Source organism: Rariglobus hedericola, assembly GCF_007559335.1.
In the GTDB taxonomy this organism is placed as follows: Bacteria; Verrucomicrobiota; Verrucomicrobiia; order Opitutales; family Opitutaceae; genus Rariglobus; species Rariglobus hedericola.
On record NZ_VMBG01000001.1, the window covers coordinates 86,484 to 108,872 of the forward strand.

General features: G+C 61.3%; 28 protein-coding genes. 12 read left to right on the plus strand and 16 right to left on the minus strand.

Annotated elements, in window-relative coordinates:
* Positions 1 to 12: 12 nt before the first annotated feature.
* The 4 genes from FPL22_RS00430 (at position 13) to FPL22_RS00445 (ending at position 3,095) form a co-directional block, all read left to right on the plus strand.
* A complete protein-coding gene (locus tag FPL22_RS00430; RefSeq protein WP_144228147.1) occupies positions 13 to 1,317 on the plus strand; it encodes an NAD(P)/FAD-dependent oxidoreductase in 1,305 nt (434 codons plus the stop codon).
* A 46-nt stretch (positions 1,318 to 1,363) separates the two neighbouring features.
* Positions 1,364 to 2,269, plus strand: a complete 906-nt coding sequence (locus FPL22_RS00435) for a GGDEF domain-containing response regulator (RefSeq protein WP_144228148.1) — start codon at positions 1,364 to 1,366, stop codon at positions 2,267 to 2,269.
* Positions 2,270 to 2,293: 24 nt separating this feature from the next.
* A complete protein-coding gene (locus FPL22_RS00440) occupies positions 2,294 to 2,665 on the plus strand; it encodes a nucleotide pyrophosphohydrolase (protein ID WP_144228149.1) in 372 nt (123 codons plus the stop codon).
* Positions 2,666 to 2,735: 70 nt separating this feature from the next.
* Positions 2,736 to 3,095: a hypothetical protein gene (locus tag FPL22_RS00445; RefSeq protein WP_144228150.1), complete on the plus strand. Its 360-nt coding sequence runs from the start codon at positions 2,736 to 2,738 to the stop codon at positions 3,093 to 3,095.
* Between the two features lie 35 nt (positions 3,096 to 3,130).
* Here the strand turns inward: FPL22_RS00445 and gluQRS are convergent, their stop codons facing one another.
* Entirely contained in the window at positions 3,131 to 3,988 is an 858-nt protein-coding gene (gene gluQRS, locus FPL22_RS00450) for a tRNA glutamyl-Q(34) synthetase GluQRS (protein ID WP_144228151.1), read from the minus strand.
* A gap of 83 nt (positions 3,989 to 4,071) precedes the next feature.
* Here gluQRS and FPL22_RS00455 point away from each other — a divergent pair, with 83 nt between their 5' ends.
* The gene (locus FPL22_RS00455; protein WP_144228152.1) at positions 4,072 to 4,644 is read left to right on the plus strand and encodes an LOG family protein; all 573 of its coding nucleotides are present in this window, start codon (positions 4,072 to 4,074) and stop codon (positions 4,642 to 4,644) included.
* Here FPL22_RS00455 and FPL22_RS00460 read toward each other — a convergent pair.
* Both FPL22_RS00460 and FPL22_RS00465 read right to left on the minus strand, forming a co-directional pair.
* Positions 4,641 to 6,161, minus strand: a complete 1,521-nt coding sequence (locus FPL22_RS00460) for a creatininase family protein (protein ID WP_144228153.1) — start codon at positions 6,159 to 6,161, stop codon at positions 4,641 to 4,643. The two genes, FPL22_RS00455 and FPL22_RS00460, sit on opposite strands and share 4 nt — an antisense overlap.
* 51 nt (positions 6,162 to 6,212) lie before the next feature.
* Positions 6,213 to 6,647: a hypothetical protein gene (locus tag FPL22_RS00465; protein WP_144228154.1), complete on the minus strand. Its 435-nt coding sequence runs from the start codon at positions 6,645 to 6,647 to the stop codon at positions 6,213 to 6,215.
* 85 nt (positions 6,648 to 6,732) lie between these two features.
* On the opposite strand from FPL22_RS00465, the gene FPL22_RS00470 reads away from it, so the two are divergent.
* From FPL22_RS00470 to FPL22_RS00490, 5 genes are read left to right on the plus strand one after another with little or no spacing between them, the layout of a single operon-like run.
* Positions 6,733 to 7,596, plus strand: a complete 864-nt coding sequence (locus FPL22_RS00470; RefSeq protein WP_144228155.1) for a CvfB family protein — start codon at positions 6,733 to 6,735, stop codon at positions 7,594 to 7,596.
* Positions 7,597 to 7,599: 3 nt separating this feature from the next.
* On the plus strand, positions 7,600 to 7,833 hold the full coding sequence (locus FPL22_RS00475; protein WP_144228156.1) for an RNA-binding S4 domain-containing protein: 234 nt from the start codon (positions 7,600 to 7,602) through the stop codon (positions 7,831 to 7,833).
* A 39-nt stretch (positions 7,834 to 7,872) separates the two neighbouring features.
* The gene (locus tag FPL22_RS00480; RefSeq protein WP_144228157.1) at positions 7,873 to 8,205 is read left to right on the plus strand and encodes an FKBP-type peptidyl-prolyl cis-trans isomerase; all 333 of its coding nucleotides are present in this window, start codon (positions 7,873 to 7,875) and stop codon (positions 8,203 to 8,205) included.
* A 35-nt stretch (positions 8,206 to 8,240) separates the two neighbouring features.
* Positions 8,241 to 8,927, plus strand: coding sequence for an SDR family oxidoreductase (locus FPL22_RS00485; RefSeq protein WP_144228158.1), 687 nt, complete (start codon positions 8,241 to 8,243; stop codon positions 8,925 to 8,927).
* Between the two features lie 34 nt (positions 8,928 to 8,961).
* Positions 8,962 to 9,759 carry a DUF4337 family protein gene (locus FPL22_RS00490; protein ID WP_162525142.1) on the plus strand — a complete coding sequence of 266 codons (798 nt, stop codon included), beginning with the start codon at positions 8,962 to 8,964 and terminating at the stop codon, positions 9,757 to 9,759.
* 69 nt (positions 9,760 to 9,828) lie between these two features.
* Here FPL22_RS00490 and FPL22_RS17770 read toward each other — a convergent pair whose 3' ends face one another.
* Together FPL22_RS17770 and FPL22_RS00495 are read right to left on the minus strand one after the other, a co-directional pair.
* Positions 9,829 to 9,984: a hypothetical protein gene (locus FPL22_RS17770; RefSeq protein WP_203235089.1), complete on the minus strand. Its 156-nt coding sequence runs from the start codon at positions 9,982 to 9,984 to the stop codon at positions 9,829 to 9,831.
* Between the two features lie 110 nt (positions 9,985 to 10,094).
* Positions 10,095 to 10,307, minus strand: a complete 213-nt coding sequence (locus FPL22_RS00495) for a VF530 family protein (protein ID WP_144228160.1) — start codon at positions 10,305 to 10,307, stop codon at positions 10,095 to 10,097.
* Positions 10,308 to 10,438: 131 nt separating this feature from the next.
* Between FPL22_RS00495 and FPL22_RS00500 the strand changes: the two genes are divergently transcribed.
* Positions 10,439 to 11,296, plus strand: coding sequence for a transglutaminase family protein (locus tag FPL22_RS00500; RefSeq protein WP_144228161.1), 858 nt, complete (start codon positions 10,439 to 10,441; stop codon positions 11,294 to 11,296).
* Between the two features lie 31 nt (positions 11,297 to 11,327).
* On the opposite strand, the gene FPL22_RS00505 is transcribed toward FPL22_RS00500, so the two are convergent.
* The 11 genes from FPL22_RS00505 to FPL22_RS00555 all read right to left on the minus strand — a co-directional run bounded on the left by FPL22_RS00505 (position 11,328) and on the right by FPL22_RS00555 (position 20,869).
* Positions 11,328 to 13,610, minus strand: a complete 2,283-nt coding sequence (locus tag FPL22_RS00505; protein ID WP_144228162.1) for a mechanosensitive ion channel domain-containing protein — start codon at positions 13,608 to 13,610, stop codon at positions 11,328 to 11,330.
* A 113-nt stretch (positions 13,611 to 13,723) separates the two neighbouring features.
* On the minus strand, positions 13,724 to 13,981 hold the full coding sequence (locus FPL22_RS00510; RefSeq protein WP_144228163.1) for a cysteine-rich CWC family protein: 258 nt from the start codon (positions 13,979 to 13,981) through the stop codon (positions 13,724 to 13,726).
* A gap of 54 nt (positions 13,982 to 14,035) precedes the next feature.
* Positions 14,036 to 14,956 carry a histone deacetylase family protein gene (locus FPL22_RS00515; protein ID WP_144228164.1) on the minus strand — a complete coding sequence of 307 codons (921 nt, stop codon included), beginning with the start codon at positions 14,954 to 14,956 and terminating at the stop codon, positions 14,036 to 14,038.
* A gap of 14 nt (positions 14,957 to 14,970) precedes the next feature.
* On the minus strand, positions 14,971 to 15,243 hold the full coding sequence (locus FPL22_RS00520; protein WP_144228165.1) for a hypothetical protein: 273 nt from the start codon (positions 15,241 to 15,243) through the stop codon (positions 14,971 to 14,973).
* 1 nt (position 15,244) lies between these two features.
* A complete protein-coding gene (locus tag FPL22_RS00525) occupies positions 15,245 to 15,556 on the minus strand; it encodes a hypothetical protein (protein ID WP_144228166.1) in 312 nt (103 codons plus the stop codon).
* Between the two features lie 37 nt (positions 15,557 to 15,593).
* The gene (locus FPL22_RS00530; protein WP_144228167.1) at positions 15,594 to 16,124 is read right to left on the minus strand and encodes a hypothetical protein; all 531 of its coding nucleotides are present in this window, start codon (positions 16,122 to 16,124) and stop codon (positions 15,594 to 15,596) included.
* Positions 16,121 to 16,708, minus strand: a complete 588-nt coding sequence (locus FPL22_RS00535) for a hypothetical protein (RefSeq protein WP_144228168.1) — start codon at positions 16,706 to 16,708, stop codon at positions 16,121 to 16,123. Before FPL22_RS00535 ends, FPL22_RS00530 begins: the two co-directional genes overlap by 4 nt.
* A 27-nt stretch (positions 16,709 to 16,735) precedes the next feature.
* Positions 16,736 to 17,263: a type II and III secretion system protein gene (locus FPL22_RS00540; RefSeq protein WP_144228169.1), complete on the minus strand. Its 528-nt coding sequence runs from the start codon at positions 17,261 to 17,263 to the stop codon at positions 16,736 to 16,738.
* 211 nt (positions 17,264 to 17,474) lie between these two features.
* Positions 17,475 to 18,578 carry a sugar kinase gene (locus FPL22_RS00545; protein ID WP_144228170.1) on the minus strand — a complete coding sequence of 368 codons (1,104 nt, stop codon included), beginning with the start codon at positions 18,576 to 18,578 and terminating at the stop codon, positions 17,475 to 17,477.
* 197 nt (positions 18,579 to 18,775) lie between these two features.
* On the minus strand, positions 18,776 to 19,876 hold the full coding sequence (locus FPL22_RS00550; RefSeq protein WP_144228171.1) for an Ldh family oxidoreductase: 1,101 nt from the start codon (positions 19,874 to 19,876) through the stop codon (positions 18,776 to 18,778).
* Between the two features lie 42 nt (positions 19,877 to 19,918).
* Complete coding sequence (locus FPL22_RS00555; protein ID WP_144228172.1) at positions 19,919 to 20,869, minus strand: phosphoglycerate dehydrogenase; 951 nt, start codon at positions 20,867 to 20,869, stop codon at positions 19,919 to 19,921.
* Positions 20,870 to 20,940: 71 nt separating this feature from the next.
* Between FPL22_RS00555 and FPL22_RS00560 the strand changes: the two genes are divergently transcribed.
* Entirely contained in the window at positions 20,941 to 22,374 is a 1,434-nt protein-coding gene (locus FPL22_RS00560; protein WP_144228173.1) for an FAD-binding oxidoreductase, read from the plus strand.
* The last annotated feature ends 15 nt before the right edge of the window (positions 22,375 to 22,389 follow it).

Consider the following 22,389-nt stretch of genomic DNA (forward strand, 5'->3'; position numbering starts at 1 on the left):
CCTCAACATCGTATGAGCACGGAAACGATCACGGATTCCCGCACTCATGTCATTGTGCTCGGCGGCGGATTCGCCGGTCTCGCGGCCTGCCGGCAGCTGAATGATCCGCGCGTGCGGGTGACGCTGGTGGATCGCCAGAATCATCATCTTTTTCAACCGCTACTTTACCAGGTTGCGACCGCGGGACTGGCAGGTCCCGATATCGCCCAGCCCCTACGACACATTCTGTCAGACCAGGACAATGTGACCACGCTCATGGACGAAGTCCTGCGCGTTGATCTCGATGCGAAGCGAGTCGAACTCGGCCATGGTGCGCTCGCCTACGATTATCTCATCGTGGCGCTCGGAGCGCGCACCGGCTACTTCGGCCGCAACGAGTGGGCGCGCCACGCGCCGGGTCTGAAGACGCTGGCGGAAGCGACGAACCTGCGTCGTGACTTGCTGCTCGCCTTTGAGCGCGCAGAGACGACTTCGGATCAGGCCGAACGCGACCGGTTGCTCAGTTTTGTAGTGGTGGGCGGAGGCCCGACGGGTGTGGAAACGGCTGGCGCGCTTGCCGAGCTAGCGCGGCGTGTGCTGGTGGATGATTTCCGCCGCATCGACCCGAGCCGTGCGCATGTGCATCTGGTGGAAGCCGCGCCGAAGCTGCTCACGATGTTCACGCCGGAGCAGTCTGAATACACGCGCAAGCGCCTCGAAAAAATGGGCGTGACGGTGCATCTCGGTTCGCCGGTTAGCGAAGTCGGCGAAGGCTACGTCGTGGTCTCGGGCCAACGCCTTGAGTCAGCCGTGACCATCTGGGCGGCGGGCGTTGAAGGCAGTCCGGTTACACGCACGTTGACCGGTGCCACGCTGGATCGCGGCGGTCGCGTGCAACCATCGCCTGACCTGAGTCTGCCGGATCGTCGCGAAGTCTTTGCGGCGGGCGACTTGGTTGCGCTGACGGATGTGAAAGGCGTGCGCGTGCCCGGAGTCGCTCCGGCGGCCACGCAGATGGGCGGCCATGCGGCGCGCCAGATCCTCGCCGATCTCAATCGCAAAGAACGCGCGGCGTTTGTTTACACGGACAAAGGCAGCATGGCCACGATCGGCCGCAGCGCAGCGGTGGCGTATGTGTTCGGCATTCGCTGGAAGGGGTTTCCGGCGTGGTTCCTCTGGATGTCGGTGCACCTGATGTTCCTGCTCGGCATGCGTAATCGCATCGGCGTGTTCCTCAGCTGGATGTGGTCTTACTGCCGCTGGCAGCGCGGCGCGCGCATCATCGTGGATCTGCGTGCACCGGCGACCGGGACGGCTCCCGACGCGAAGAGTGCGTGAGGATTTGGCTTGAGCGGGTGGGCATGGAATCGCGTTTATAGCGCCCATGCCCACTTCGCCCCAACGCGTTCTCCTCATTGAGGACGACCGCCTGCAGGTTCGCGTGACGGAGCAGTTGCTGGCCAATGCGCGCATGGAACGCTTCGAGGTTGATTGGGCGCCGACCTTTGAAGATGGGCTGCAAAAATTACTCACGGGCGGCTATGCGGCCTGCCTGCTGGATTTTCAGCTCGGCGAACGGGATGGACTGGAGTTGTTGCGCGAAGCCCGTGCCAAGGGGAATGACACGCCGGTTATTTTTCTTACCGCGGACTCCTCCGAGAAAGTCGATGCGGCGGCGATGGAGGCGGGCGCCTCGGATTATCTGGTGAAAGGCGAGATCACGCCACGCGTCCTCGAACGCTCGATCCGTTACAGTTTGAAGCTGGGCGAGGCCATGCGTGAACTGCGCCGTCTGGCGACGCGCGACGCGCTCACCGGCCTGCTGAACCGCCGGGCCTTCGATGCGTTGCTCGCCGAGGAAGTGGACAGGGCGCGCCGGTTCGGACATCCGCTGGCGTTGATCATCCTGGATCTCGATCACTTTAAAATAGTCAACGACACCTATGGCCATCCGTCGGGTGATGCGGTGCTCGCGACGGCAGCCCGTGTGCTGGAATCTGAAGTGCGCACGATTGATCGAGTAGCCCGTATTGGCGGCGAAGAGTTTGCGGTGCTCCTCATGGAGACGGAGGCGAAGGATGCATTTTTCGTGGCACGACGCCTGGTCGACGTGATGCGCGGCAAGCCGATGACTATTGGAAAAAACACCACCATCACGGTCACGATCAGTGCGGGCGTGGCGGCGCTGCCGCGGTATGGCGAAAGTGAAGCGGCCTTCCTCGCAGAAGCCGACAAGGCGCTCTACACGGCCAAGAACGGCGGACGTGACCGCGCGGTGCTTGCCTCTTAACGGCGGTGCGGCGAGCCTGCCGCCATGGCGTTCACCGATTCATCGACGACTCTGGCGGAGATTAAAACCCGCGTGCTGGATTTCGCGCGCGAGCGTGACTGGGAGCAATTTCACGCGCCGAAGAATCTGAGCATGGCGCTGGCCGCCGAGGCGGGAGAGCTGATGGAGCATTTTCTGTGGGCCACGCCCGAGGCCTCCCGCACCATCGCGCAGGACGCGGTGAAGATTCAAAAAATCGAAGAAGAACTCGCCGACGTGGTGATCTACGCGCTCGAGTTCGCCAACATGACGGGCATCGACGTCGCTGCAGCCATTGAGAAAAAGATGGCGGCCAACGCGGCGAAATATCCGGTCGAGAAATCCAAGGGCCGTTCGGATAAATACACGGAGTTGTGAACTCAACCGTGTGCCGGTCATTTGACATGAGACCGGCATCTCGCGAGTCAGGTAGCGCCGCATTTTCACGATGAACAAGACGACTGCCGTCCTTAAAAATTACTACGTGCTCCCGTGCTGTCTGTTGTTGCTCAACTTGGTGAACAGCCTCGTGGGCTACAAAGCCGAGATGATTGCGGAGCCATTTTTGCGCACGCTCACGGTGATTTTTCTGATCATCTGCGGTGCGTCCCTGGTGGCTTTTGTGGTGGCGCCGACAATCGCCATGGCGGTCAACACCCTGCAACGCGGCAGCCGTCAGGGCGGCGGTAAAGTCGGCGAAACGATCTTCCTGCTGATTCTCGGAGTCGGCGTGTTCTGGTGCTACTACCAACTCTGCAACCACGGTCCCGCCGCCCTGCTGCCGGCCCAGTGGCGCAACCCGAAGTGAAACGGGCGACGCAATCCGGTTTGTAATTTAATACGTTACAAACCGGATTGGCCGGACTCGAACGAGGCGAGGAGGGCGGCGGAGGTGAGGCCTTGGGCGCGCAGGATGCGGAGGGAGAGTGAGTCGTGGCGTTTGGCGAGGCGCTCGCCTTGGTCGTCGAGCATCAGCGGGCAGTGATAATAGGACGGCACGGCGTGGCCCAGCGCGCGGATCAAGAGGAGCTGGCGGAAGGTGGATTTGATGAGGTCGGCCCCGCGCACCACCTCGGTGATTCCGAGCGAGGCGTCGTCCACGGCGCAGGCGAGTTGGTAGCTGGGCACGCCGTCTTTGCGCCACACGAGGAAGTCGCCGAAATCTTTGCCGGCGATCGCGGACTGATGTCCGCAACGGCCGTCGGCGAAGGTGAGCGTCTCGCCATCGGGCACACGAAATCTCCAGTTGGTCGCAAGGCCCGCGGCATCCAGCGGCGGCAACGTTGTGCCGGCGGGCGGGCGAAATGACGGCGGATAAAGGGGCTCATCGTGATCGCCGCCTTCATGCGGAGCGGAGACGGAAGCTTCGGCCAGTTCGCGACGGGAATGATGGCACGGAAAAATCAGACCGGCGGCGTGGAGTTGGCGGAGTGCGGCGCGGTAGTGATCGAGGCGCTGGCTTTGCACAATGACCGGTTCTTCCCAGGTGAGGCCGAGCCAGCGCAGGTCCTCGATCATGGCATCGACAAAGTCCGCGCGGATGCGGGTGGAATCGAGATCATCGTTGCGCAGTAGCAGGCGACCCCCGGCGGCGAGCGCGCGTTGCCGGGCGATCCAAAACGTGCGCGCATGGCCCAGGTGAAGATAGCCCGTGGGCGAGGGGGCGAGACGGCCGAGATAACTAGAGAGATGATTAACCACTAATGACCCCTAATGGGCACTAATCCGCGAAAATTTCAGTCTTAATTAGTGTTCTTTAGTGCTCATTAGTGGTTTCAAAAAACATGCCCAAGCTTCTTTGCGTCTATTGCTCTTCCAGCACCAAGATCGACCCGAAGTATTACGCCGAGGGTGAACGGCTCGGCCGCGCGATGGTGGCCCATGGTTGGGGACTGGTTTATGGCGGCGGCAACGTAGGGCTCATGGGTGTGGTGGCGCGCAGCGTCAAAGAGGCGGGTGGCACGGTGGTCGGAGTGATTCCGGATTTTATGCAGGTGCGCGAACTGGCTTACGTTGAGGCGACGGAGCTCGTGGTCGTGCCGACGATGCGTGAACGCAAACGCCTCATGGCGGAACGCGCGGATGCGTTTCTGACCTTGCCCGGTGGTATCGGCACACTGGAAGAGATGACCGAGATCATGAGTGAGCGGTATTTGAACCTCACCCAGAAGCCACTGATTTTGCTCAACCAAGACGGCTTCTACGATGACCTGTTGCGGTTCTTCGAGCGTATGGTCGCCGAGAAATTCAAGTCGGCCGGGCTGGCGGAATTGCTGGCGGTGGCGCCTACCGTGGATGATGTGTGGCCGCTGCTGGATCAACCGAAGGCGTTTGAGTCAGACCCGATCTGGCGTTAGCTCGAACTTATCAAAGATTCGATTTTTCGGGCGAGGGCGGTCGAGGCTTCTTCGAGCCAACGGGTGCCTTTTTCGGCGGTGGCGAGCGTTGCGTCGCCCATCACGCCGCTTTGCGACAGGTCGGAGGTTTTCCATGCAAACACCGCGGCGGCGCCTTCAGGTCGGAGGGTGCCCGGGGCATCGGTGCGGGCGGGGTATTCGCACACGGCGCGGTCCATGTGGACGAGCTCGGGCGCGGTCGCGAGTAGAAGAGAGGTTTCCCATTCACCGGCGTGAAAACCGAAAGACGCTTCCTGTGGCGACTGTGACGGACGATAATAACCGCTTAACATACCGGCACGGAGCCCGAGTATGCTTTGCAACTCGCGGAGCACCGGCACGATCACGGCGCTGTTGCCGCCGTGGGTGTTGAGCACGGCGATTTGGCGGAAGCCCTGTGCTTTCAGATGCGTGGCGAGTGAGAGCAACTGGCGGCGCAGCGTGCGGGCCGTGAGCGTGATGGTGCCGGCGAAACCGGTGTGCTCGTTGCTCTTGCCGTAGGTGAGTGACGGGGCGACGAAGACCGGGGCGTCGGCGGCGAGCTTGGGCAAGGCGTGTTGCAACCATACGCGGCCGAGCAAGGCATCGGTGCCGAGCGGAAGATGGTGGCCGTGCTGTTCAATCGCTCCGGTGGGAATGATGACGAGGGCGTGCGCTTTGTCGGGAATCGCGGCCAGCTCGAAGGCGGTGAGCGAGGCCAGTTCGCGGGACTGCGGCGATGCGAGCGCCGCAGCGGGGGCAACCGGCTTGGGCACCGGCAGCACGAGGTCGGTGTCGTGCACGACGACTTCGCCGAGCAGGTCAACGAGGCGGGTGGTCGCTTCAATGAACAGGCGTTCGCCGTTCAGCGTGGCATCGGGCGTGAGTGGTGCGGGCTGACCAAAATATCCAGGACGGAAATCCGTGTCGCGCACATCGGCGGAGAGGGGAAATGTTGCGGGCGTGCCACCGAGCAGATGAGCGGCGACCGCCTGGGTGTGCGGACGGTTGGCATCGGTGGGATGAAAGCCGAGTCCGAGGCTGGCGGCGCCGATCACGTAGGTGCGCAGGTTGAGGGAGACACGGGAGTCGAGCGCGGCGGTGGCGGCCAGTTCGCCATTCCACGGACTGGTGTTAAAGAGGAGCACGCGAGTGAAACCCGAGGCCTTCACGCTGGCGAGGATTTCGTTGAGCGTTTCGAGGGCGGTTTCGGTATCCACACCGAAATGCGTGTGCGCGTAAGGCGCCGCGCCGAATCGCAAAGGCGGGAGCACCAGCACGTGCGGTTGCAAGCCGCCGGCAACGATCGCGGCACGCAGCAAAGCGGAGCCCACGGTTTCCTCGGTGTTGAGCGGCAGGCCGAAACCATGGTCGGCGAAACCGTGGATCGGTAACACGACGAGCGTGCGGGCCTTGTTGGGGCGGGCGGACAAGTCGCTCCATGTCTGGTGGGCCCAGGCGGTCGTGGGTTCGGCGTTGGCGAGCCAGAGGGAGGACATCGGTGGAAGATTAGCGAGAGAGCCGGCTAATGCGCAAGATTGGGCGCGGGGTTATCGTCCGGCGGAGAGCAACTCACCGACCACTTGGGCAATCACTTCATCGACCTCGGTCGTGAAGGCGACCTGCTTTAAATACGCTGACGTCACGTAGGGGAAAACCGCCTGCGGATCACGCGCGCCGAGCTTCAGGTAAACCATGTGGTTGGAGAAATCCCACGACCAGCGGTCTTCATAGACGATCACCGCTTGCGTTGAGTCGGGCAGCATCGTGATGGGACCGCTTTCGGCTTCGAGGCCGCGCGCTTGCAGGGCTCGCACGATGCGCACGTCGATCCCGTGGTTGTCCTTGAGATTGCGCAGCACGAAGAACCGGCGGACGTCCTTCAAATTACGGCCTTTCTCGACGACTTTGGTGTCGGTTGATGCGCAGCCGGTGGCGAACAGACAGACCAGCATCAGCAAAACGAACTGAACGGCGGATTTCATGTAAACACCCAGCCACGACGGAAATCGCCTTCGCTGCAATCCTCAGTTGCACGGCAGGGCGGGGCAGGCAATCTCCTCAGCACACATGGCCATCATCGGCAAACGCAACCAACTCACCGTCCTCAAGTCCGCGCCGCCCGGGTTCTACCTCGACGGTGGCCCGCACGGCGAATTGCTTCTGCCGGGTGCACTCATTCCCGAAGGCGCCAAGGTCGGCGACACCCTCGACGTGTTTCTTTACCGCGACTCCGAAGACCGGCTCGTCACCACGACGGAAATCCCGCACGCACAGGTCGGCGAGTTTGCGTATTTGCGCGTGGTCAGCGTCGCGCCCCGCATCGGCGTGTTCCTCGACTGGGGGCTTTCGAAAGATCTGCTCCTGCCCATCCGCGAGATCAAACAGGAGGGCGTTCAACAAGGCGACTGGCTCGTCGTCTACGTTTATCTCGACGCGAAGACCGACCGCATCGTGGCGAGCATGCGCGTGAAGCGTCACCTGAGCACCACGCTGCCGGCTTATGCCGAAGGCCAGCAGGTTAATCTGCTCGTCACCGGTGAAACGCCGCTTGGCTACAACGCCATCGTGGAAAACGCGCACTTCGGCCTGCTGTATCATAACGACATTTCGACTCCGCTGGGCATCGGTCTGCGCATTGATGGTTTCGTGCGCGCGGTGCGTGACGACGGCAAGATCGACCTGAGTCTGGATCGTGCGGGTCATCAGCGCATCGACGTGAACACAGAGGTGGTTTTCGACGCGTTGAAGAAAGCCGGCGGACGTCTGCCTTTCCATGACGATAGCACGCCGGAGGAGATCCGCGCCGCGTTCGGCCTGAGCAAAAAGGCGTTCAAGCAGGCCATCGGTTCACTCTTTAAAGAGCGCCGCATCATGATTACCAAACACGGTATCCGGATCGCCGATACCCAGCCCAAGTCTGTTTCCAAATAAACCATGTCCGCTTCCGAAACCACGCCCCGCACCGTCATCGTCAAGGCCGAGCCGATCGAGCTCTGCCAGCTCCTGAAATTTGCGGGACTCTCCGAAAGCGGTGGCGCCGCCAAGGCGGTCATCAGCGAAGGCGAAGTGCTGCTCAACGGCGCCGTCGAGACGCAGAAACGAAAAAAAGTCATGGGTGGCGATCGCGTGACCTTTGGCGGCGAGACGATTCTCGTGAAAGTAGGCTGAGCTGTTCAACGGCTAATCACGGACGGTAAAATTCCTTTTATGGCCAAACCCGAAATCAAGATCGAGCAACTCAAAGCCGGCACCGGACGCACCCCGAAAAAGGGCGAGCTGGTGACCGTTCACTACACCGGTTGGTTCACCGATGGCGGCAAGTTCGACAGCTCCGTGGATCGCAAGGAGCCGTTCGCCTTCGTGCTCGGCGCGGGGCAGGTGATCTCCGGTTGGGACCTCGGTGTCGCCACGATGAAGATCGGCGACAAAGTGAAACTCACGCTGCCGCCCGAGCTCGCTTATGGACGCGAAGGTTATCCCGGGGCGATTCCGCCCAACGCCACGCTGGTGTTCGATGTCGAGCTGCTGAAAATCGGCTGAACCGGTTTACGATCATCCCGGCGCGACGCCACTCCATGAAGATCATCATCACCGGCGTCACGCGCGGTCTGGGGCGTGCCTTGACCGAGGAATTTATTCGTCTCGGCCACACGGTGATGGGCTGCGGTCGCGGCTCGGAAGGCGTGTTTGATCTGCGCATGAAATACGGCGCGCCGCACAGCTTCGACGTGGTCGATGTGTCGAACGCCACCAAGGTCGGCATGTGGGGCGCACGCGTGCTCGGCTTCGGCGAGGTGCCGGACATCCTGATCAACAACGCCGGGCTTATGAACACGCCCGCGCCACTCTGGAACGTGCCGGCCGAAGAGTTCGCCACACTGGTCAACGTCAACATCACGGGCACGGCCAACGTCATTCGTGAGTTCGTTCCCGCGATGGTGGCGGCGAAGAAAGGGGTGATCGTGAATCTCAGTTCTGGCTGGGGACGCGGGGTGTCGCCCGACGTTGCTCCGTATTGTGCGAGCAAGTGGGCGATTGAAGGACTCACGAAAGCCCTGGCCGAAGAGTTGCCCTCCGGCATGGTCGCGGTGCCGCTTAACCCAGGAGTGATCGATACCGATATGCTCCGCCAGTGCTGGGGCGAGGGTGCGGGCAATTATCCCAAGGCCGAAGCGTGGGCGAAAGTGGCCTCGCCGTTTATCCTGAAACTGAGCGCTGCGGATAATGGCCGCAGTCTCACGGTCCCTGATTTCGAAGGTTAATTTTTTTAAACCCAGCCGCTATCCGGCAGCTTCCATGAAAACCAAGATTCCTGACGCCCTCAAATCCGACCTCCCCGACAACAAGTGGGGCAAGCTGCTCGGGGCCACGCCCGTCATCATGACCGTGGTGGCCACGTTGCTCGCGGGCCTCGCGTCCAGCGAGATGACCAAGGCCCAATATGAGCGTGCCTACGCGGCGCAGCTCCAGTCGCGGGCGGGCGATCAATGGGCGTTCTTCCAGGCCAAGCGCCTGCGCGGCGAGATGCAGCGCAACACGTTTGATTTGCTCTCCGCCCAGCTGGGAGCGGTGGCCGCGCAGTTGGAAGATGCACCGACTCCGCCACCCGCGCCCGCGGTCGTGCCGGAGCTTGCGGTGGTGATGAAGGCTGTGCGCGATGAAGTTCCCGAGGCGGAGCTTGCACCGCTGTTGTTTAAACTCACGCCTGCCATGCTCGCCGATGCACAACGCGCGGCCAAGGAACATGCCGCCGCGTATGATGCGTTGACCGGACCGATGCTCAAAAAAATCGAAGCCGGCGGTTCGGTCGCGGCGCGACTCCGTTTTAATGGCATGCGCTACGATCAAGAGGCGCAGTTGAATGCGGGCATCGCGCGGCTCTACGAGTTGCAGGTGCGCAAGAGCAACCTGGTCGCCGAGCGTCACCATGCGCGCAGCCAGAAGTTTTTCTTTGGCATGCTCGGCGCCCAGATGGGCGTCATCATCAGCACGCTGGCAATGGCCGCCAAGAAGCGGAACCTGCTCTGGTCGCTCGCGGCCGGCGCGGGCCTGATCGCGATCGTGTTCGCGGTCTATGTTTACCTGTATGTCTAAAAAACGTGCAGCCGTCTGATCCCGCCAACGGGCGCGGACATCAGACGGCTCACGGGACGGCGCGGTGGATTACTTGCGCTTGGCAGTGATGCCGAAGCGTTCGGCCAGAAGCAGAATACCGGCGACGAGAGCAAGGGAGCCGAGCACCCAGGACGGAAGATCGAGGCCGATCAGAATGTTGAGGCCGACCAGAATGAGATAAATCGCGAGGATGATGTGTGCCATGATAGGATGATGGTGAAGGGTTTCACCACGGCAGACCACGACAAGGGCGTTTGGTAACGCCCGATCAATCAACGCGAACGATTTTGCGTTGCACGCGCCCGGCGCACGCCTCAGCGCAGCCCGCGCAGGTAGAGATCCTCGACTTTTTTGCGCGCCCACGGAGTTTTACGCAGGAAGGTGAGGCTGGATTTGACGCTCGGGTCGTGCGTAAAACAGCGGACGTCGATCATGTGCCCGAGTTTCTCCCAACCGTGACGCGCGACGAGTTCGGTGACGATCGTTTCGAGAGTGACACCGTGAAGGGGATTGTTGGGCTGCGCCATGAAGGGGAGGCAAAGCGGTCGATTTAGCGCGGGCAAGGGTGTTTCTTGTGCGTGCGACGGCTCCGAATGTGATTATCATGGTCAATCGCCATTCCACTTTTTCAGTTCACGTCCCTGTCCACGCTTCGACCATGAAGAGAATCCGCATCAATCATAACACTCAATACACCTACAGCGAACCGGTGTCGCTGCTTCCGCATCGCCTGATGCTGCGTCCGAGGGCCGGGCATGATATCCGCATCGAAACGGCGGATGTCGTGATCTCCGTCCCGCATGATTTGATATGGCAGCGCGATATTTACGGAAACTCGGTGGGCGTGGTCACGTTTACGGAGCCCGTCATGGAACTGTCGATCACCAGCGAAGTGCTGCTCCAGCATTTCGAAGTGATGCCGCTCAATTTCCATGTGGACGAGCGCGCGGTGATGTTTCCCTTCCACTTCGACCTGTCGGAACGCGTGGAGATGATTCCCTACCAGATGCCCTGTTTCCCCAGTGACAGCGAGGCGGTGCGCAGCTGGGTGCAGGAGTTCTGGCGTCCAGGCCAGATGATCGAGACATATGTGCTTTTGGATACGATGAACAAGGCCATCGCGCAGGGCTTCACCTATGGTCAACGCGAAGAGCCGGGAGTGCAGCGGCCGGCCGAGACTTTGAAACTCCGCGGGGGTTCATGCCGCGATTTCGCGACGCTGTTCATCGAGGGCTGCCGGTTCTTCGGTCTGGCCGCGCGGTTTGTGAGCGGCTACCTGCACTCGCCGCTCACGGTGCAAAACGACGGTTCGACCCACGCCTGGGCGGAGGTTTATCTGCCGGGCGCAGGCTGGAAGGGCTTCGACACGACGAGCGGACTCGTGACCGGTCACGACCACATCGCGGTTGCCGTCACGAGGCATCCGGCGGATGCGCCGCCGATCGCGGGCAGCTTCATCGGCTCAGCCGAATGCCAGGCGACGATGAAGGTGAGGGTCGATGTTCGCGAGTGGTGAAGCGGCCAGGCCCCACCGGTAAGGCCTGCGTTCAAGCCTTGGGCGGGGCGGCCGGGGAGGCGGATGCGAGAATTTCGACCTGAAGCGGTTTGGTGGTTTCGAGGTGCACGTCGCGCTGAGGAAAGGCCATCACGATGCCGGCTTTGGTGAAGACTTCCGCGATGCGGTGGCGCATTTCGCTTTCGATATCTTTGCGTCCTTCGAGTGCGCTCCAGAACGACGCTTCAAAGGCGAGAGCGCTGTCGCCGAAATCGGTGAAGGTCGCAAAGGGTGCGGGTTCTTTCATCGCGCCTTCGAGGCCGGTCATGACCTCTTCCAAGAGTCGTTCGACCTCGCGGGTGGGTGAACCGTAGGCGACGCTGACGCGGATGCGGGTGCGGATAACGTCGTCGGAGAGCGTGAGGTTGACGACGTTTTCTTCGAGCAGGCGGCTGTTGGGGACGATGACGTGCGTGTTGTCGCGCGAGCGCACGAGCGTGCTGCGAGGACCGATAGTTTCGACAGTGACCTGCTGGCCGTTGATCTCGAGAACGTCGCCCTGATTGATCGGGCGTTCGACGAGGAGGATGATGCCGCTGATGAAATTACTGATGAGGTTTTGACTGCCGAAGCCGATGCCCACGGCAAGGGCGCCGCTCACCACCGAGAATTGTGTGAGGGAGAGGTGAAAGAGATTGGTGGCGGTGAGCAGGACGATGAGGAACAGCGCGTAGAATGAGAGGGTTTGCCAGGCGGCGCGACGGCCGGTGTTCATCCCGAATCGCTTAAAAACGGCGCTGCCGATCAAGGTGCTCGTGCGACGCGAGAACCAGTGGCCGGCGATGATGAGCACGATGACCGTGAGAATGGTGTTTACGCGGATGGGCTGGTCGGCGATGGAGAACACCTCGTAGTTCCACCCTGCGGCGATGCCGGACTGTGCGGAGGTAAACGTTTCACCCCACGAGAACGTGCTCACGCGCGCGCCGAGTTCTTCGTTGAGGCGATTGCGGGCGGTGGCGAGCTCTGTGAGGTCCGCGAGGTTTCGTTCGTTGATGGCGACGCCGGCGGTGAGATGTTTCACGCGGTCGGAGACCCAGTCTTGCTGGCGAGCTGGCAAGCTTGAGTCGGCCAGGCGGGCTTGGAGTGCCTGCAACTCCTGACGATTTTTGCGCAGTTCGGCGAAGAGCGGCCGGCGTTCTTTCGGGATTCGGGCAAGGGCTTCGTCGTTGGCCTTGGCGGTGGTTTTGAAATCGGCGGATGAGCCGGCATCGGTGAGCACGAGGATGCGTTTGCGGAGCACGTCGGTGAGGGTGGCCTGGCGTTCGCGCTGCGCGGTGAGGGCGCTGAGCATGAGATTAACGGTCTGGCGGTCGGCGCGGCGTGATTCGAGTTCGGCATCGGTTTCGGGGCTCTTGGTGGCGGCGGAATCACGACGCTCGGCGGTGACGACGAGCCGCGCGACCTGTTCGGAGAGTTCGCGGGTTTTGGCGATTTCGAGATCCAGCTCGGCGATGCGTTTATCTTGTTTGGCCTGGGCTGCGACGAGGTCGCTCTCACCGATCACGAGGTGGGCGTGTAGCCATTCCAGATCAGGCAGGAGCAGAGCGATTTTAGGAGCCAGCAGTGATTGCTGGAATTTGAGGGTGGCGAGGGATTTTTCGTGGAGAACGATGGTTTCGCGGGCGAGGCGCGACTCGAGCTCGGCGAGGCGGAGCGCGCCTTGCGTGGCGATGCGGTTGGCGGATTCCTGCGCGGATTCTTTGGCGGTGCGGCGGAGGCGGTCCTTGGCTTCGAGATCGTCGCGGGCGTCTTGAAGCGATGTGGCGACATTTTCGATGTCGGTTTTGAGCGCGGCTTTCGCGTGCAGGAGATAATCGCGCTGATCGTAGAGCTGATCGAGGAGCACAAGGCCTTGAGGTGGCTTGAGGCGCACCTCGGGCGGGCGGGGATTTTGCGCAAGGTCAGTGAGTTCGGCGGATTCTTTGGCGAGATCGGCGGCGTGTTGCAGCGTGTGCAGTTGTTCGGTGTAGGTGCTGTCAATACGGCCGAGCAGGACGATCTCCTGGGTTAACCAGAGGGTGGAATCTTCGGCCTGGTTGGCGGGGAGCTTTTCGAAGTCCACGCGGGTGCGGTCGATCTCTTTTTGCAATGAGGCCCGTCGCTCGGTGACGAGAGTGGGCGTCAATTCGGCTTCGGAGGCTTGGGCGGGCGCGGGGTTTTTCCCAGTAAGGGCATCGGTCGGGAGCGCGGCGAGGAGTGGCAGTTGCGCGAGGGAAATGCCGATGGCAGCGAAGAAATAAATCGAAGCGCGCAGAAACGAGTGTGTGGACATGGAGAAATCGCCGGACACGAGAGGTGCGGCGTCAGTCCAGACCCAAGTTTAGGCGGGTGGTGCGGGTAATTCCTCCGCCGCAGATGCTTTTGAGCCTTTTGGGTTGCCGGCGATCAGCCCCATGAATCCAGAATCAGCTGGATGGGGGAGCGCGTTGAGGACGAGTCGCGGGCGGCAGAATCCTGGTTATGGGCGAATGCAATGATGCATTCGCGGCAGATGCAGGCCGTGTTGCGTTGCTCTTCGGAGAGTTGATCGAGCAGCGTGGCGGGAATCTGAACCGAGAAGCACCAGCAGTGTCCGCCGGCACCGGTGGCATCACACTGGTTGGGGCGTTGGCAAAGCGGACAGAAGGATTGCGGCGCGTTCACTGGGTCGCGTCGGTCAGAGGGCAAACAACCAGTCGAGCAGGCGAGGCAGGATAGTCATGTAAGTTGTCTGGAATGAAGGCGCGTGGCGTAGGTGGCGGCGAGCAAAACGGTGTTGGCGTGGAGGCGCGCCGTGTGGATGCGGTCGCGGTTATAGCCGCCTCCGTAGAGAACGACCAAGGGAATGCAGCGGCGGGTGACGGCATCGAGCACATGGCGGTCGCGTGCGGCCATGTCGGCATCGGTGAGGCGCATTTGTCCGAACCGGTCGTGCTCGTGCGGATCGGCGCCGGCGATCCAGAAAATAAGATCGGGCGCGAAGTCGTCGAGTGCGGGCGTAAGCGTGGATTCCAACTGCTCCAGATAATCAGTGCCGTGAACGTAGCGGGGGAGCTCTACGTCGAGACGGCCGGGAGTTTTGTGCGCGGGATAGTTTTTCCCGACGTGAATCGAGTAAGTGAATACGCGGTCATCGTCGACGAAGATGCCGTGGGTGCCGTTGCCTTGGTGGGCATCGGTATCGATCACCGCGATCCGTGCGGAAGGGTGGCGCGTGTGGTGCGTGCGAATGGCGATGGCGACGTCGTTGAGCACGCAGTAGCCGAGTCCGCGATCGGCGAAAGCGTGATGCGTGCCGCCGGCGAGGTTGCATGCGAGACCGTCGGTCAATGCGGCATCGAGTGCGGCGAGCGTGCCGGCGACCTCGAGACGCGAACGGATGAGCAGCGCTTCGCCGGCGGGCAGACCGAGTTTGATTGCTTCGGCGGAATCGAGGGCACCCGTGCGGATTTTTTCGAGATAGGCCGGCGTGTGAACACGGAGCAAGGCGGACTCGGGCGCGGGTTCGATGGTGTGGATCGTGACGTGCGAAGGAGCGGCTTCCCGAATCATGGCTGCCGACCGCCAGAACTTGTCCATGGGGAATGGATGCTCCTCAGGCAGCGGAAATGTGTAGTCGGGATGATAGAAGCAACGCACGGGAAAGAGGTGAATTAATCACTGCTACCTCCGCCAGAGTCACCACCGCCTCCACTGTCGCCACCACCACCGTCGCCGCCCGAATAGTCGCCGCCCGAATCGGAGCTGCTGGAATCGTGAGCGCAGCCGGCGTGATGGGTATGGCCGTGATCACTGGAGTGGGGCGAGTGATCTGCTCCGCCGCCGCTATCATGTGATGATGAACGGTTGCGGCGTGATTTGGGGTCGGGTTTGACGAGCAGGATTATCAAGACCACGCCGATGATGACGAAGACGAAAAAAATCATATCAGTGGAGGGGGCTGTAGTCGTCCGTCCAATACCACACGGTGACGACACCGTCGTTGTCGTCTTCCGAATGGGAAATACTGATCAGGTTTTTCGGGCCGACGGTGGAGGCGAATTCGGCGGCCTCCGTGCAGAGCGAATTCCAAGTGGAAAACGTCCCGCGAAAAATCCTGAATTCGACTTTCGGCTTGGCGGCAACCGGTGCGGGTGCGGGTTCAGCAGGCACACCGGCGGATGGCAGTGGGCTCGAGCAACGCCAGCAGGTGTCGAATTGATCATCCGACGTTTCCCAGCAGCGGGGGCAGGTTTTCATGAGTGAAACAGAAGCAGATTTTTGGGGGCAGGGGAGTTTAACCTGAAGGAATGACGACGAGAACAATGCCCTGTTTTTCGCAAAGGGCTTTGAACTCCTTCCAGTGCGTATGCAGTGGCTCGCCACCTATCCGGTCACATCCTGGGTCCCACGTGATTTGAGTGCCTGCGGGTAGCTGGGTGATCGCCACTTTGAGTTCTTCAAACGAAGCGTAGGTCGAGTTGCCGAGTTTTAATGTGAACTCGAAAATTCGCTTGGAGAGGTTGAAGGTGGAGATCTGCTGGAGGACGAACTTGAGGGGAACGGGTATGAACGTTCCCGCCGGGGCTGTGACGGGCACGAAAGATTCGAATTCAATCGCGGGCGGTTGATCGATGGTGATGCGTTCGAATGTCTCGTCGCTGAGGGTTTCGGACAGCGAACGAATGCGGGCCGGGATACGATCAATGGAGCCGGCTGGGAACTGCTGGAGAGAGCTTTTAACCGCAGGATAATACGACTCTGCCTTCATGAGACCGGTGTTCAGCCCGATGAGAACTGCTGCAGTCGTGAGTAAGTGGCGGTTCATTTTTGTGCTGCCGGGACCGTGATGGCGGCGATGGCTCCGTTGGTCGCCATGTCTTTGCCGAACGACAGTTCGACTTGGGCGGTGGCTGTCTTGATGCCGGGGACCGACACAGTGGGCGGCGTGGTGTAGCCTGCGCCACCACGCGTGATCTCATAGGCAATCACGACACCGTTTTTCACCAGTGCATCGGCGGTGGCGGGTGTGTGCTTCCAGAGCTGGGTGCTGCCGGGCGGATAGCGGTAGTAGTTGGAGACGGCATTTAGCTGTTCGTCGGTGATGCCGTATTTCTTCAACGCATTCATGAGTGCCGATTTGTTTTTACGTGCTTCCTCGTCGGTCGGTCCGTGGCTGTCGGGTCCTGCGGGACGGACATGACTGAACGCTTCGCGGAAGATCTCGTCTTTCACACCCAGCGCGGCGGCGATGAGTTTGACGGGTCGGCCGCGATCCACGGGTTCTGTCTCATGGCCGCCTGAGAAAACAACGGGCACGCGAGTGACTCCGGTAGGGACTTCGGCCTGGGTGATAAGGGAAAGAACTGCGATGAGCAGAACGGTGAGAAAGAATTTGGGGTAACTGTGCATGGCTGTAAGCGGGGAGTTCTTTTTGGCTTAGCTTCTTTCGATGATGAAATAGCGCCTGATTTTACGGGAGGTTTTGTTGTGGTTTTCATCTACTGAAACTCCACTGAGCACGATGATCTCTCCCTTTTTCAGTCTAATCTGACTGCTGGATTCCTGGCTGGTGAATACAGGTTGAAGCAGTGGCTTTGGTGGCGAAATGGAAATCCATCTCTCCAATCGGGTGTCGCTAAACTCATAGGTAATTTCGTCACCTTTTTCCTGAACCTTGAATTTTGTGCCGACGTCTCTTGATCCGTTTGATTTTGGGATGCCTGCCTCATCCCATTCTTGAACGAAATCTAACTTATACGTCTGTAGCGTGCCTTTTGAGGATGAACTGTCGGTCTGAATAAAGATCTCCATCACCGCCTCACTGCTGTGGATTTTAGCGCGTAAGCTTTGGTTCGTGACTCCATCGAAAAGGTGAGCATCACCGCGCACGAAATAGAGGGTGTAGGTGTCGGCCATCGCAGAGCTGAAAGTGAATGCCAAGAATAGCGCTAATAAGGTTTTCATGCTTTGAGACTGTCAGCTTTTCGGGGTGTTAAATGAACCGAGTGAGGTGATCGTTATTGCGTCAGTTTCAGCTAATTTGCGCAAGCGGGAGTTTGCGTAGGTGGATGATGTCCCTTGTTGATAAATCGCGCACTGACGGGTGATTGAAAATAAAAAGCCCGAGCGTTTTAGGCCCGGGCTTCGAAGACGAACGAGTGAGTGTTCGGGATGTTTAACGCACGACGCGGGCGCCGCCGCCGCCGATGGTCTTTTCGACTTCCTTGCGGGTGGCCATCGAGGTGTCGCCGGGCGTGGTGCTGGCGAGCGCGCCGTGGGCCGCGCCGTATTCGACGGCTTTCTGCGGATCGTTGAACTCGAGGAAACCGAACTGGAGGCCGGAGGCAAAGCTGTCGCCACCGCCGACGCGGTCGAGGATCTCGAGCTTCGGATACTGGCGGCTCTCGTGGAACTTGCCGTCGTGCCAGAGGATGGCGGACCAGTCGTTGACCGTGGCGGTGTGGACGTGGCGCAGCGTGGTGGCGGCGACCTTGAAGTTGGGGAACTCCTTCACGGCGGTCTCGATCATGGCCTTGAAGGCGTCGAGCTCGATGGCGCCCTGGTTGTTGGCGTGATCGACGCCCTTGACCTCGAAGCCGAGGGAGGCGGTGAAATCCTCTTCGTTGCCGATCATGACATCGACGTATTTGGCGATCTCGCGGTTGACCTCCTGGGCCTTCTTGAGGCCGCCGATGGTCTTCCAGAGGGAGGGGCGGTAGTTGAGGTCGTAGGAGACGATGACGCCGTGTTTCTTGGCGGCTTTCACAGCCTCGATGGTGGCTTCGGCGGTCGAGGTGGAAAGGGCGGCGAAGATACCGCCGGTGTGGAACCAGCGGGAGCCGAACTTGCCGAAGATGTGATCCCAGTCGAAGTCGCCGGGCTTGATCTGCGAGGCGGCGGTGTTGCCACGGTCGGGGTTGCCGACGGCGCCGCGAATGCCGAAGCCGCGCTCGGTGAAGTTCAGACCGTTGCGCACGGTGCGGCCGATGCCGTCGTCTTCGCGCCATTTTATGAAATCGGTGGCGACGCCGCCCTGCATGATGAAGTCCTCGACGAGGTGGCCGACTTCGTTGTCCACGAAGGCGGTGGCGACGGCGGTCTTGTAGCCGAAGCATTTGCGGAGGCCGCGGGAGGTGTTGTATTCGCCGCCGCCTTCCCACGCTTTGAATTCGCGGGCGGTGCGGATGCGGCCTTCGCCCGGGTCGAGGCGGAGCATGACTTCGCCGAGGGAAACTTGGGCGAACTGACATTCGGAAGCGGGACGGATAGTAAGGGCCATGGTGGGGAGGGTGGTGAAAAGTTGAGGGATGAGAGTTGAGTGTTGAGAGATCGGAATGGCCAGAACGGAGCGGGCGGGGACTAGGACGGAGCCGACTCTGGTCTGGACGGAAGCGGAGTGAAGGAAAGTCTAGAGCTGAGAGCTAAGAGTCTAGAGCAAGCGAGTTCGGAGTGCTGGCTCTAGACTATCGTCTCTCTTCAGACCGTGTAGGACTTGAGGGAGGCGAGGTTCCACTCGGGTTGGGCGCATTCGCGGGCGATCTCGTTGAAGGCTTCGACTTCGGCTGGGGTGAAGAGCAGGCCGCCGGCGGTGGCGGTGTGTTTGGCGAAGTTGGCTTCGATCTGGCCGGGGATGATGGCGCCGTCGTTGCCGTGGCCCATGACGTCGGCGAGCACGGCTTTGATGTTGGCCTGCTGGTCGCGGCCTTTGGCGAAGAGTCCGGAGCCGAGGGCTTCGGGGTGGATGACTTGGAAGAAGAAGGCGCAGGTGCCTTTTTCGCCCTCGGGGACTTTGTCCCAGCGGTTGCGGATGGTGGGGAGCGAGCCGCCGATGAAGGCGCCGACGACCTCGTTCATGAGGGAGAGACCGTAGCCTTTGTGCGCGCCGAAGGGGAGCAGGGCGGCGACGTCGTCGGGGTTGGTGGTGGGCTGGCCGTTTTTGTCCACGGCGGCGAGCGGGGGGAGTTGTTTGCCTTCGCGCTTGAGTTGCTGGACGCGGCCCATGGCGATGACGGAGGTGGCCCAGTCGATCACCATCGGGAAGCCGATGGCCTCGGTGGTGGGGAAGCCCCAGGAGTGGGGGTTGGTGCCGAGGGTGGGGAACTTGCCGCCGAAGGGCACGACCTCGGCGAGCGCGGCGGTGCAGTTGGTGTAGGCGATGTAACCGCGGCGGGCGGCGTCCATGACGTAGCCGGCACCCCAGAGGTAGTGGAAGGCGTTGTCCACGGAAACGGTGCCGACGCCATAGATGTCGGCGAGGCGGATGGCTTCGTCGATGGCGCGGTAGGCGGTGGCCTGGCCGAGCTTTTTGTTGGCGTTCCAGATTTTGGCGGAGGGAAAACGCGAGGGGCGTTCTTCGATTTGAGCGCCGGGGACGCAGCCTTTCGAGCCGGAGCCGAAGAGGTGGTCGAGGTGGAGGGCCTTGAGGCCGTTGTGGGTGCGGATGCCGTGGCGGGAGGCTTCGGCGCAGAAGCGGGCGCCTTCGGCGGACTCGTCGGCGAGGTATCCGCGATGTTGATACGCGGCGGCGACGAGGGCGTTGTGGGAGGCTTCGGGGACGACGTGGTAGGTTTCGGGCATGGGGATGGCTGTAAAAGTAGCGGGTAGTGAGTAGTCGGAGTATCAGACGGCGCGGGCGATGGGGGTTTTGCCGGCGAGGAACAGAGTGAGGTTTTCGACGGCGCAGGAGGCCTGGCGTTGGACGCTTTCGTGGGTGCGGCTGCCGATGTGGGGCGTGATCACGGTGCCGGGCAGGCCGAGCAGCGGGTGGTCGGCGGGCGGGGGCTCCTGGTCGAGGACGTCGGCGCCGTAGCGGATGTGGCCGGACTTGATGGCGGCGACGAGGGCGTCGAGGTCGATGAGTTCGCCGCGGCCGGTGTTGACGATCACGGCACCCTTCGGGAGGAGGGCGAGACGGCGGGCGTCGAGGAGGCCCTTCGTCTCGGCGGTGAGCTTGGTGTGGAGGGAGACGAAGTCGGCTTGGCGGAGGGCGTCGTCGAGGTTGGAGACGCGTTCGATTCCCTGCCAGCGGGCAAAGTCTTCGTCCCAGTAGTTGGCGAACACGATGACGCGGAGGCCGAAGGCGCGGGCGCGGACGGCGACTTCTTTGGCGATGCGGCCGAGGCCGATGAGCAGGAGGGTTTTGCCGCAGACTTCGTTGCCGGTGATGCGCGTCCAGCGGCCGGCGGCGACGTGGTTGGCCTCGACGACGAGGTTGCGGACGACGGCGAGGAGGAGGGCGAAGGTGTGTTCGGCGACGGTGGTGTGGTTGACGCCGGGGGTGAAGAGGACGGGGAGGGCGAGGTCTTTGGCGGACTTGAGGTTGATCTTGTCGAGGCCGATACCGTATTTGGAGATGACCTTGAGGCGCGGGAGGGATTTTTCCATGACGGCGCGGGTCATGGCGTCGTCGCCACAGAGGTAGGCGTCGAACTGGCCGGCGAGTTCCAGCATGCGGGACTCGGGGAGCGGACCGCGTTCGCGGACGATCTCGAAGCCGGCGGCGGCGAGCATGTCGTGATGGATGCCGGGTGTGTCTTGGAAGGACGTGGTCGTGAGGAGGACGCGGGTCATGGAAATGGGGAAAGCGGCAGTTTTATCGGGTTGAAGCGCGGGGACTATCGCTGGAATGTGAAAACACTTCCATGCCATCCTTCGGACCAGCGACTCGGAAACTCAAAGGCAAACTCGGCCGTCGCGTGACGACCGACCACGACGCGGTGTTCGCGGCGTCGTTTGACGGGAGTAAATTATCGTTTCTTCCCGAGGCGGTGATCAAGCCGAAGACCAAGGCGGAGATCGCCGAGGTTCTGGCGCTGGCCAATAAGTATAAAGTGCCGGTGACGGCGCGCGGGGCGGGTTCTTCGCTGACGGGCTCAGGTTCGCCGATTGCGGGCGGCTGGGTGCTCGATTTGTCGGGATGGAATAAAATCACGGTGGATGCCGAGGCGGGGTTTGCACACGTGCAGGCCGGTGCGGTGATCGAGAACATTCACAAGGCCGTCGAAGCGTTGGGCTGGTTTTATCCGCCCGACCCGGCGTCGAAGAAATTCTGCACCATCGGCGGCAACATCGCGTGCAACGCGGGCGGCATGCACGGCGGAAAATACGGAGTGACGCGCGACTTCGTGCTGGCGCTGAAAGGCTTTTTGCCGACCGGTGAATATGTGGAATGGGGAACGGCGACGAAGAAGTTTTCGTCGGGTTTCAACCTGCGCGATTTGTGGATCGGGGCCGAGGGCATGCTGGGCGTGGTAACCGAGGCGACGTTGAAACTGATTCCGCTGCCGGCGGCGCGGTGGACGTTGCTGACATCGTTTGCGGACGAAGCGGCGGCGTTTCGGGCGATCCGGGTGTTGTTCGGCCAGCGTGTGCAGCCGGCGATCTGTGAATTTTTGGACCGTTATGCGGTGCAATGCGCCGAGGCGAAAACCGGCAAGACGGTGTTCGCGGGGCAAGCGGGTCGTCCGGTGATTTTATTGGAGCTTGCGGGCACGGCCAGCGAGGTCGCCGAGACTAAGGAAACCGTGCTGGCGTGGGCGAAGGCCCACACGACGGCGTATCGCGAGGCGCGCGACCGCGCCGAGGCCGAGGAATTGTGGGACGTGCGCCGCAAGTGTTCGGGCGCGATGTTTGCGCTGGGCGATTCGAAGTTAAATGAGGACATCGTGGTGCCCATGCGTAGCTACGAAAAGTTCGCCGCGTTCCTCGACAAACTTCGCAAATCCTCGCGTCTGCCGATTCCGACCTTCGGGCATCTGGCGGACGGCAATCTTCACGTGAACATCATGTATCACCGTGAAAACCATGCCGAGTATCTGCGTGCTGAGAAAGCCGTGGGACAACTCATGGCGGGCGTGGTGAAGCTCGGCGGAGCGATCTCGGGCGAGCACGGTATCGGTTTGGCGAAGACGCCGTTTATGCCGCTCCAGCATTCGCCGGCGCAGATCAAGGCGATGCGTGCGGTTAAAGATGCGCTCGATCCGAACGGTATCCTCAATCCCGGGAAAATGTTCACGCTCTTCAAAGTCTGGGAGCACCCGCGCCTGAAGATCGCGCTGCCGTGGGATCACAAGTGAGTTAACGCTAAAATT

Excerpts from the sequence above, each read along its gene's own strand:
- FPL22_RS00435 (WP_144228148.1), top strand. The coding sequence starts at position 1,364 with ATGCCCACTTCGCCCCAACGCGTTCTCCTCATTGAGGACGACCGCCTG.
- FPL22_RS00520 (WP_144228165.1), bottom strand. The coding sequence starts at position 15,243 with ATGATTTTTTTCGTCTTCGTCATCATCGGCGTGGTCTTGATAATCCTG.
- FPL22_RS00475 (WP_144228156.1), top strand. The coding sequence starts at position 7,600 with ATGTCCGCTTCCGAAACCACGCCCCGCACCGTCATCGTCAAGGCCGAG.
- FPL22_RS00535 (WP_144228168.1), bottom strand. The coding sequence starts at position 16,708 with ATGCACAGTTACCCCAAATTCTTTCTCACCGTTCTGCTCATCGCAGTT.
- FPL22_RS00465 (WP_144228154.1), bottom strand. The coding sequence starts at position 6,647 with ATGAAATCCGCCGTTCAGTTCGTTTTGCTGATGCTGGTCTGTCTGTTC.
- FPL22_RS00505 (WP_144228162.1), bottom strand. The coding sequence starts at position 13,610 with ATGTCCACACACTCGTTTCTGCGCGCTTCGATTTATTTCTTCGCTGCC.
- FPL22_RS00525 (WP_144228166.1), bottom strand. The coding sequence starts at position 15,556 with ATGAAAACCTGCCCCCGCTGCTGGGAAACGTCGGATGATCAATTCGAC.
- FPL22_RS00555 (WP_144228172.1), bottom strand. The coding sequence starts at position 20,869 with ATGACCCGCGTCCTCCTCACGACCACGTCCTTCCAAGACACACCCGGC.
- FPL22_RS00540 (WP_144228169.1), bottom strand. The coding sequence starts at position 17,263 with ATGAAAACCTTATTAGCGCTATTCTTGGCATTCACTTTCAGCTCTGCG.
- FPL22_RS00550 (WP_144228171.1), bottom strand. The coding sequence starts at position 19,876 with ATGCCCGAAACCTACCACGTCGTCCCCGAAGCCTCCCACAACGCCCTC.
- FPL22_RS00430 (WP_144228147.1), top strand. The coding sequence starts at position 13 with ATGAGCACGGAAACGATCACGGATTCCCGCACTCATGTCATTGTGCTC.
- FPL22_RS00545 (WP_144228170.1), bottom strand. The coding sequence starts at position 18,578 with ATGGCCCTTACTATCCGTCCCGCTTCCGAATGTCAGTTCGCCCAAGTT.
- FPL22_RS17770 (WP_203235089.1), bottom strand. The coding sequence starts at position 9,984 with ATGGCACACATCATCCTCGCGATTTATCTCATTCTGGTCGGCCTCAAC.
- FPL22_RS00485 (WP_144228158.1), top strand. The coding sequence starts at position 8,241 with ATGAAGATCATCATCACCGGCGTCACGCGCGGTCTGGGGCGTGCCTTG.
- FPL22_RS00500 (WP_144228161.1), top strand. The coding sequence starts at position 10,439 with ATGAAGAGAATCCGCATCAATCATAACACTCAATACACCTACAGCGAA.
- FPL22_RS00480 (WP_144228157.1), top strand. The coding sequence starts at position 7,873 with ATGGCCAAACCCGAAATCAAGATCGAGCAACTCAAAGCCGGCACCGGA.
- FPL22_RS00445 (WP_144228150.1), top strand. The coding sequence starts at position 2,736 with ATGAACAAGACGACTGCCGTCCTTAAAAATTACTACGTGCTCCCGTGC.
- FPL22_RS00455 (WP_144228152.1), top strand. The coding sequence starts at position 4,072 with ATGCCCAAGCTTCTTTGCGTCTATTGCTCTTCCAGCACCAAGATCGAC.
- FPL22_RS00530 (WP_144228167.1), bottom strand. The coding sequence starts at position 16,124 with ATGAACCGCCACTTACTCACGACTGCAGCAGTTCTCATCGGGCTGAAC.
- FPL22_RS00460 (WP_144228153.1), bottom strand. The coding sequence starts at position 6,161 with ATGTCCTCCCTCTGGCTCGCCAACGCCGAACCCACGACCGCCTGGGCC.
- FPL22_RS00560 (WP_144228173.1), top strand. The coding sequence starts at position 20,941 with ATGCCATCCTTCGGACCAGCGACTCGGAAACTCAAAGGCAAACTCGGC.
- FPL22_RS00490 (WP_162525142.1), top strand. The coding sequence starts at position 8,962 with ATGAAAACCAAGATTCCTGACGCCCTCAAATCCGACCTCCCCGACAAC.
- FPL22_RS00470 (WP_144228155.1), top strand. The coding sequence starts at position 6,733 with ATGGCCATCATCGGCAAACGCAACCAACTCACCGTCCTCAAGTCCGCG.
- FPL22_RS00440 (WP_144228149.1), top strand. The coding sequence starts at position 2,294 with ATGGCGTTCACCGATTCATCGACGACTCTGGCGGAGATTAAAACCCGC.
- FPL22_RS00495 (WP_144228160.1), bottom strand. The coding sequence starts at position 10,307 with ATGGCGCAGCCCAACAATCCCCTTCACGGTGTCACTCTCGAAACGATC.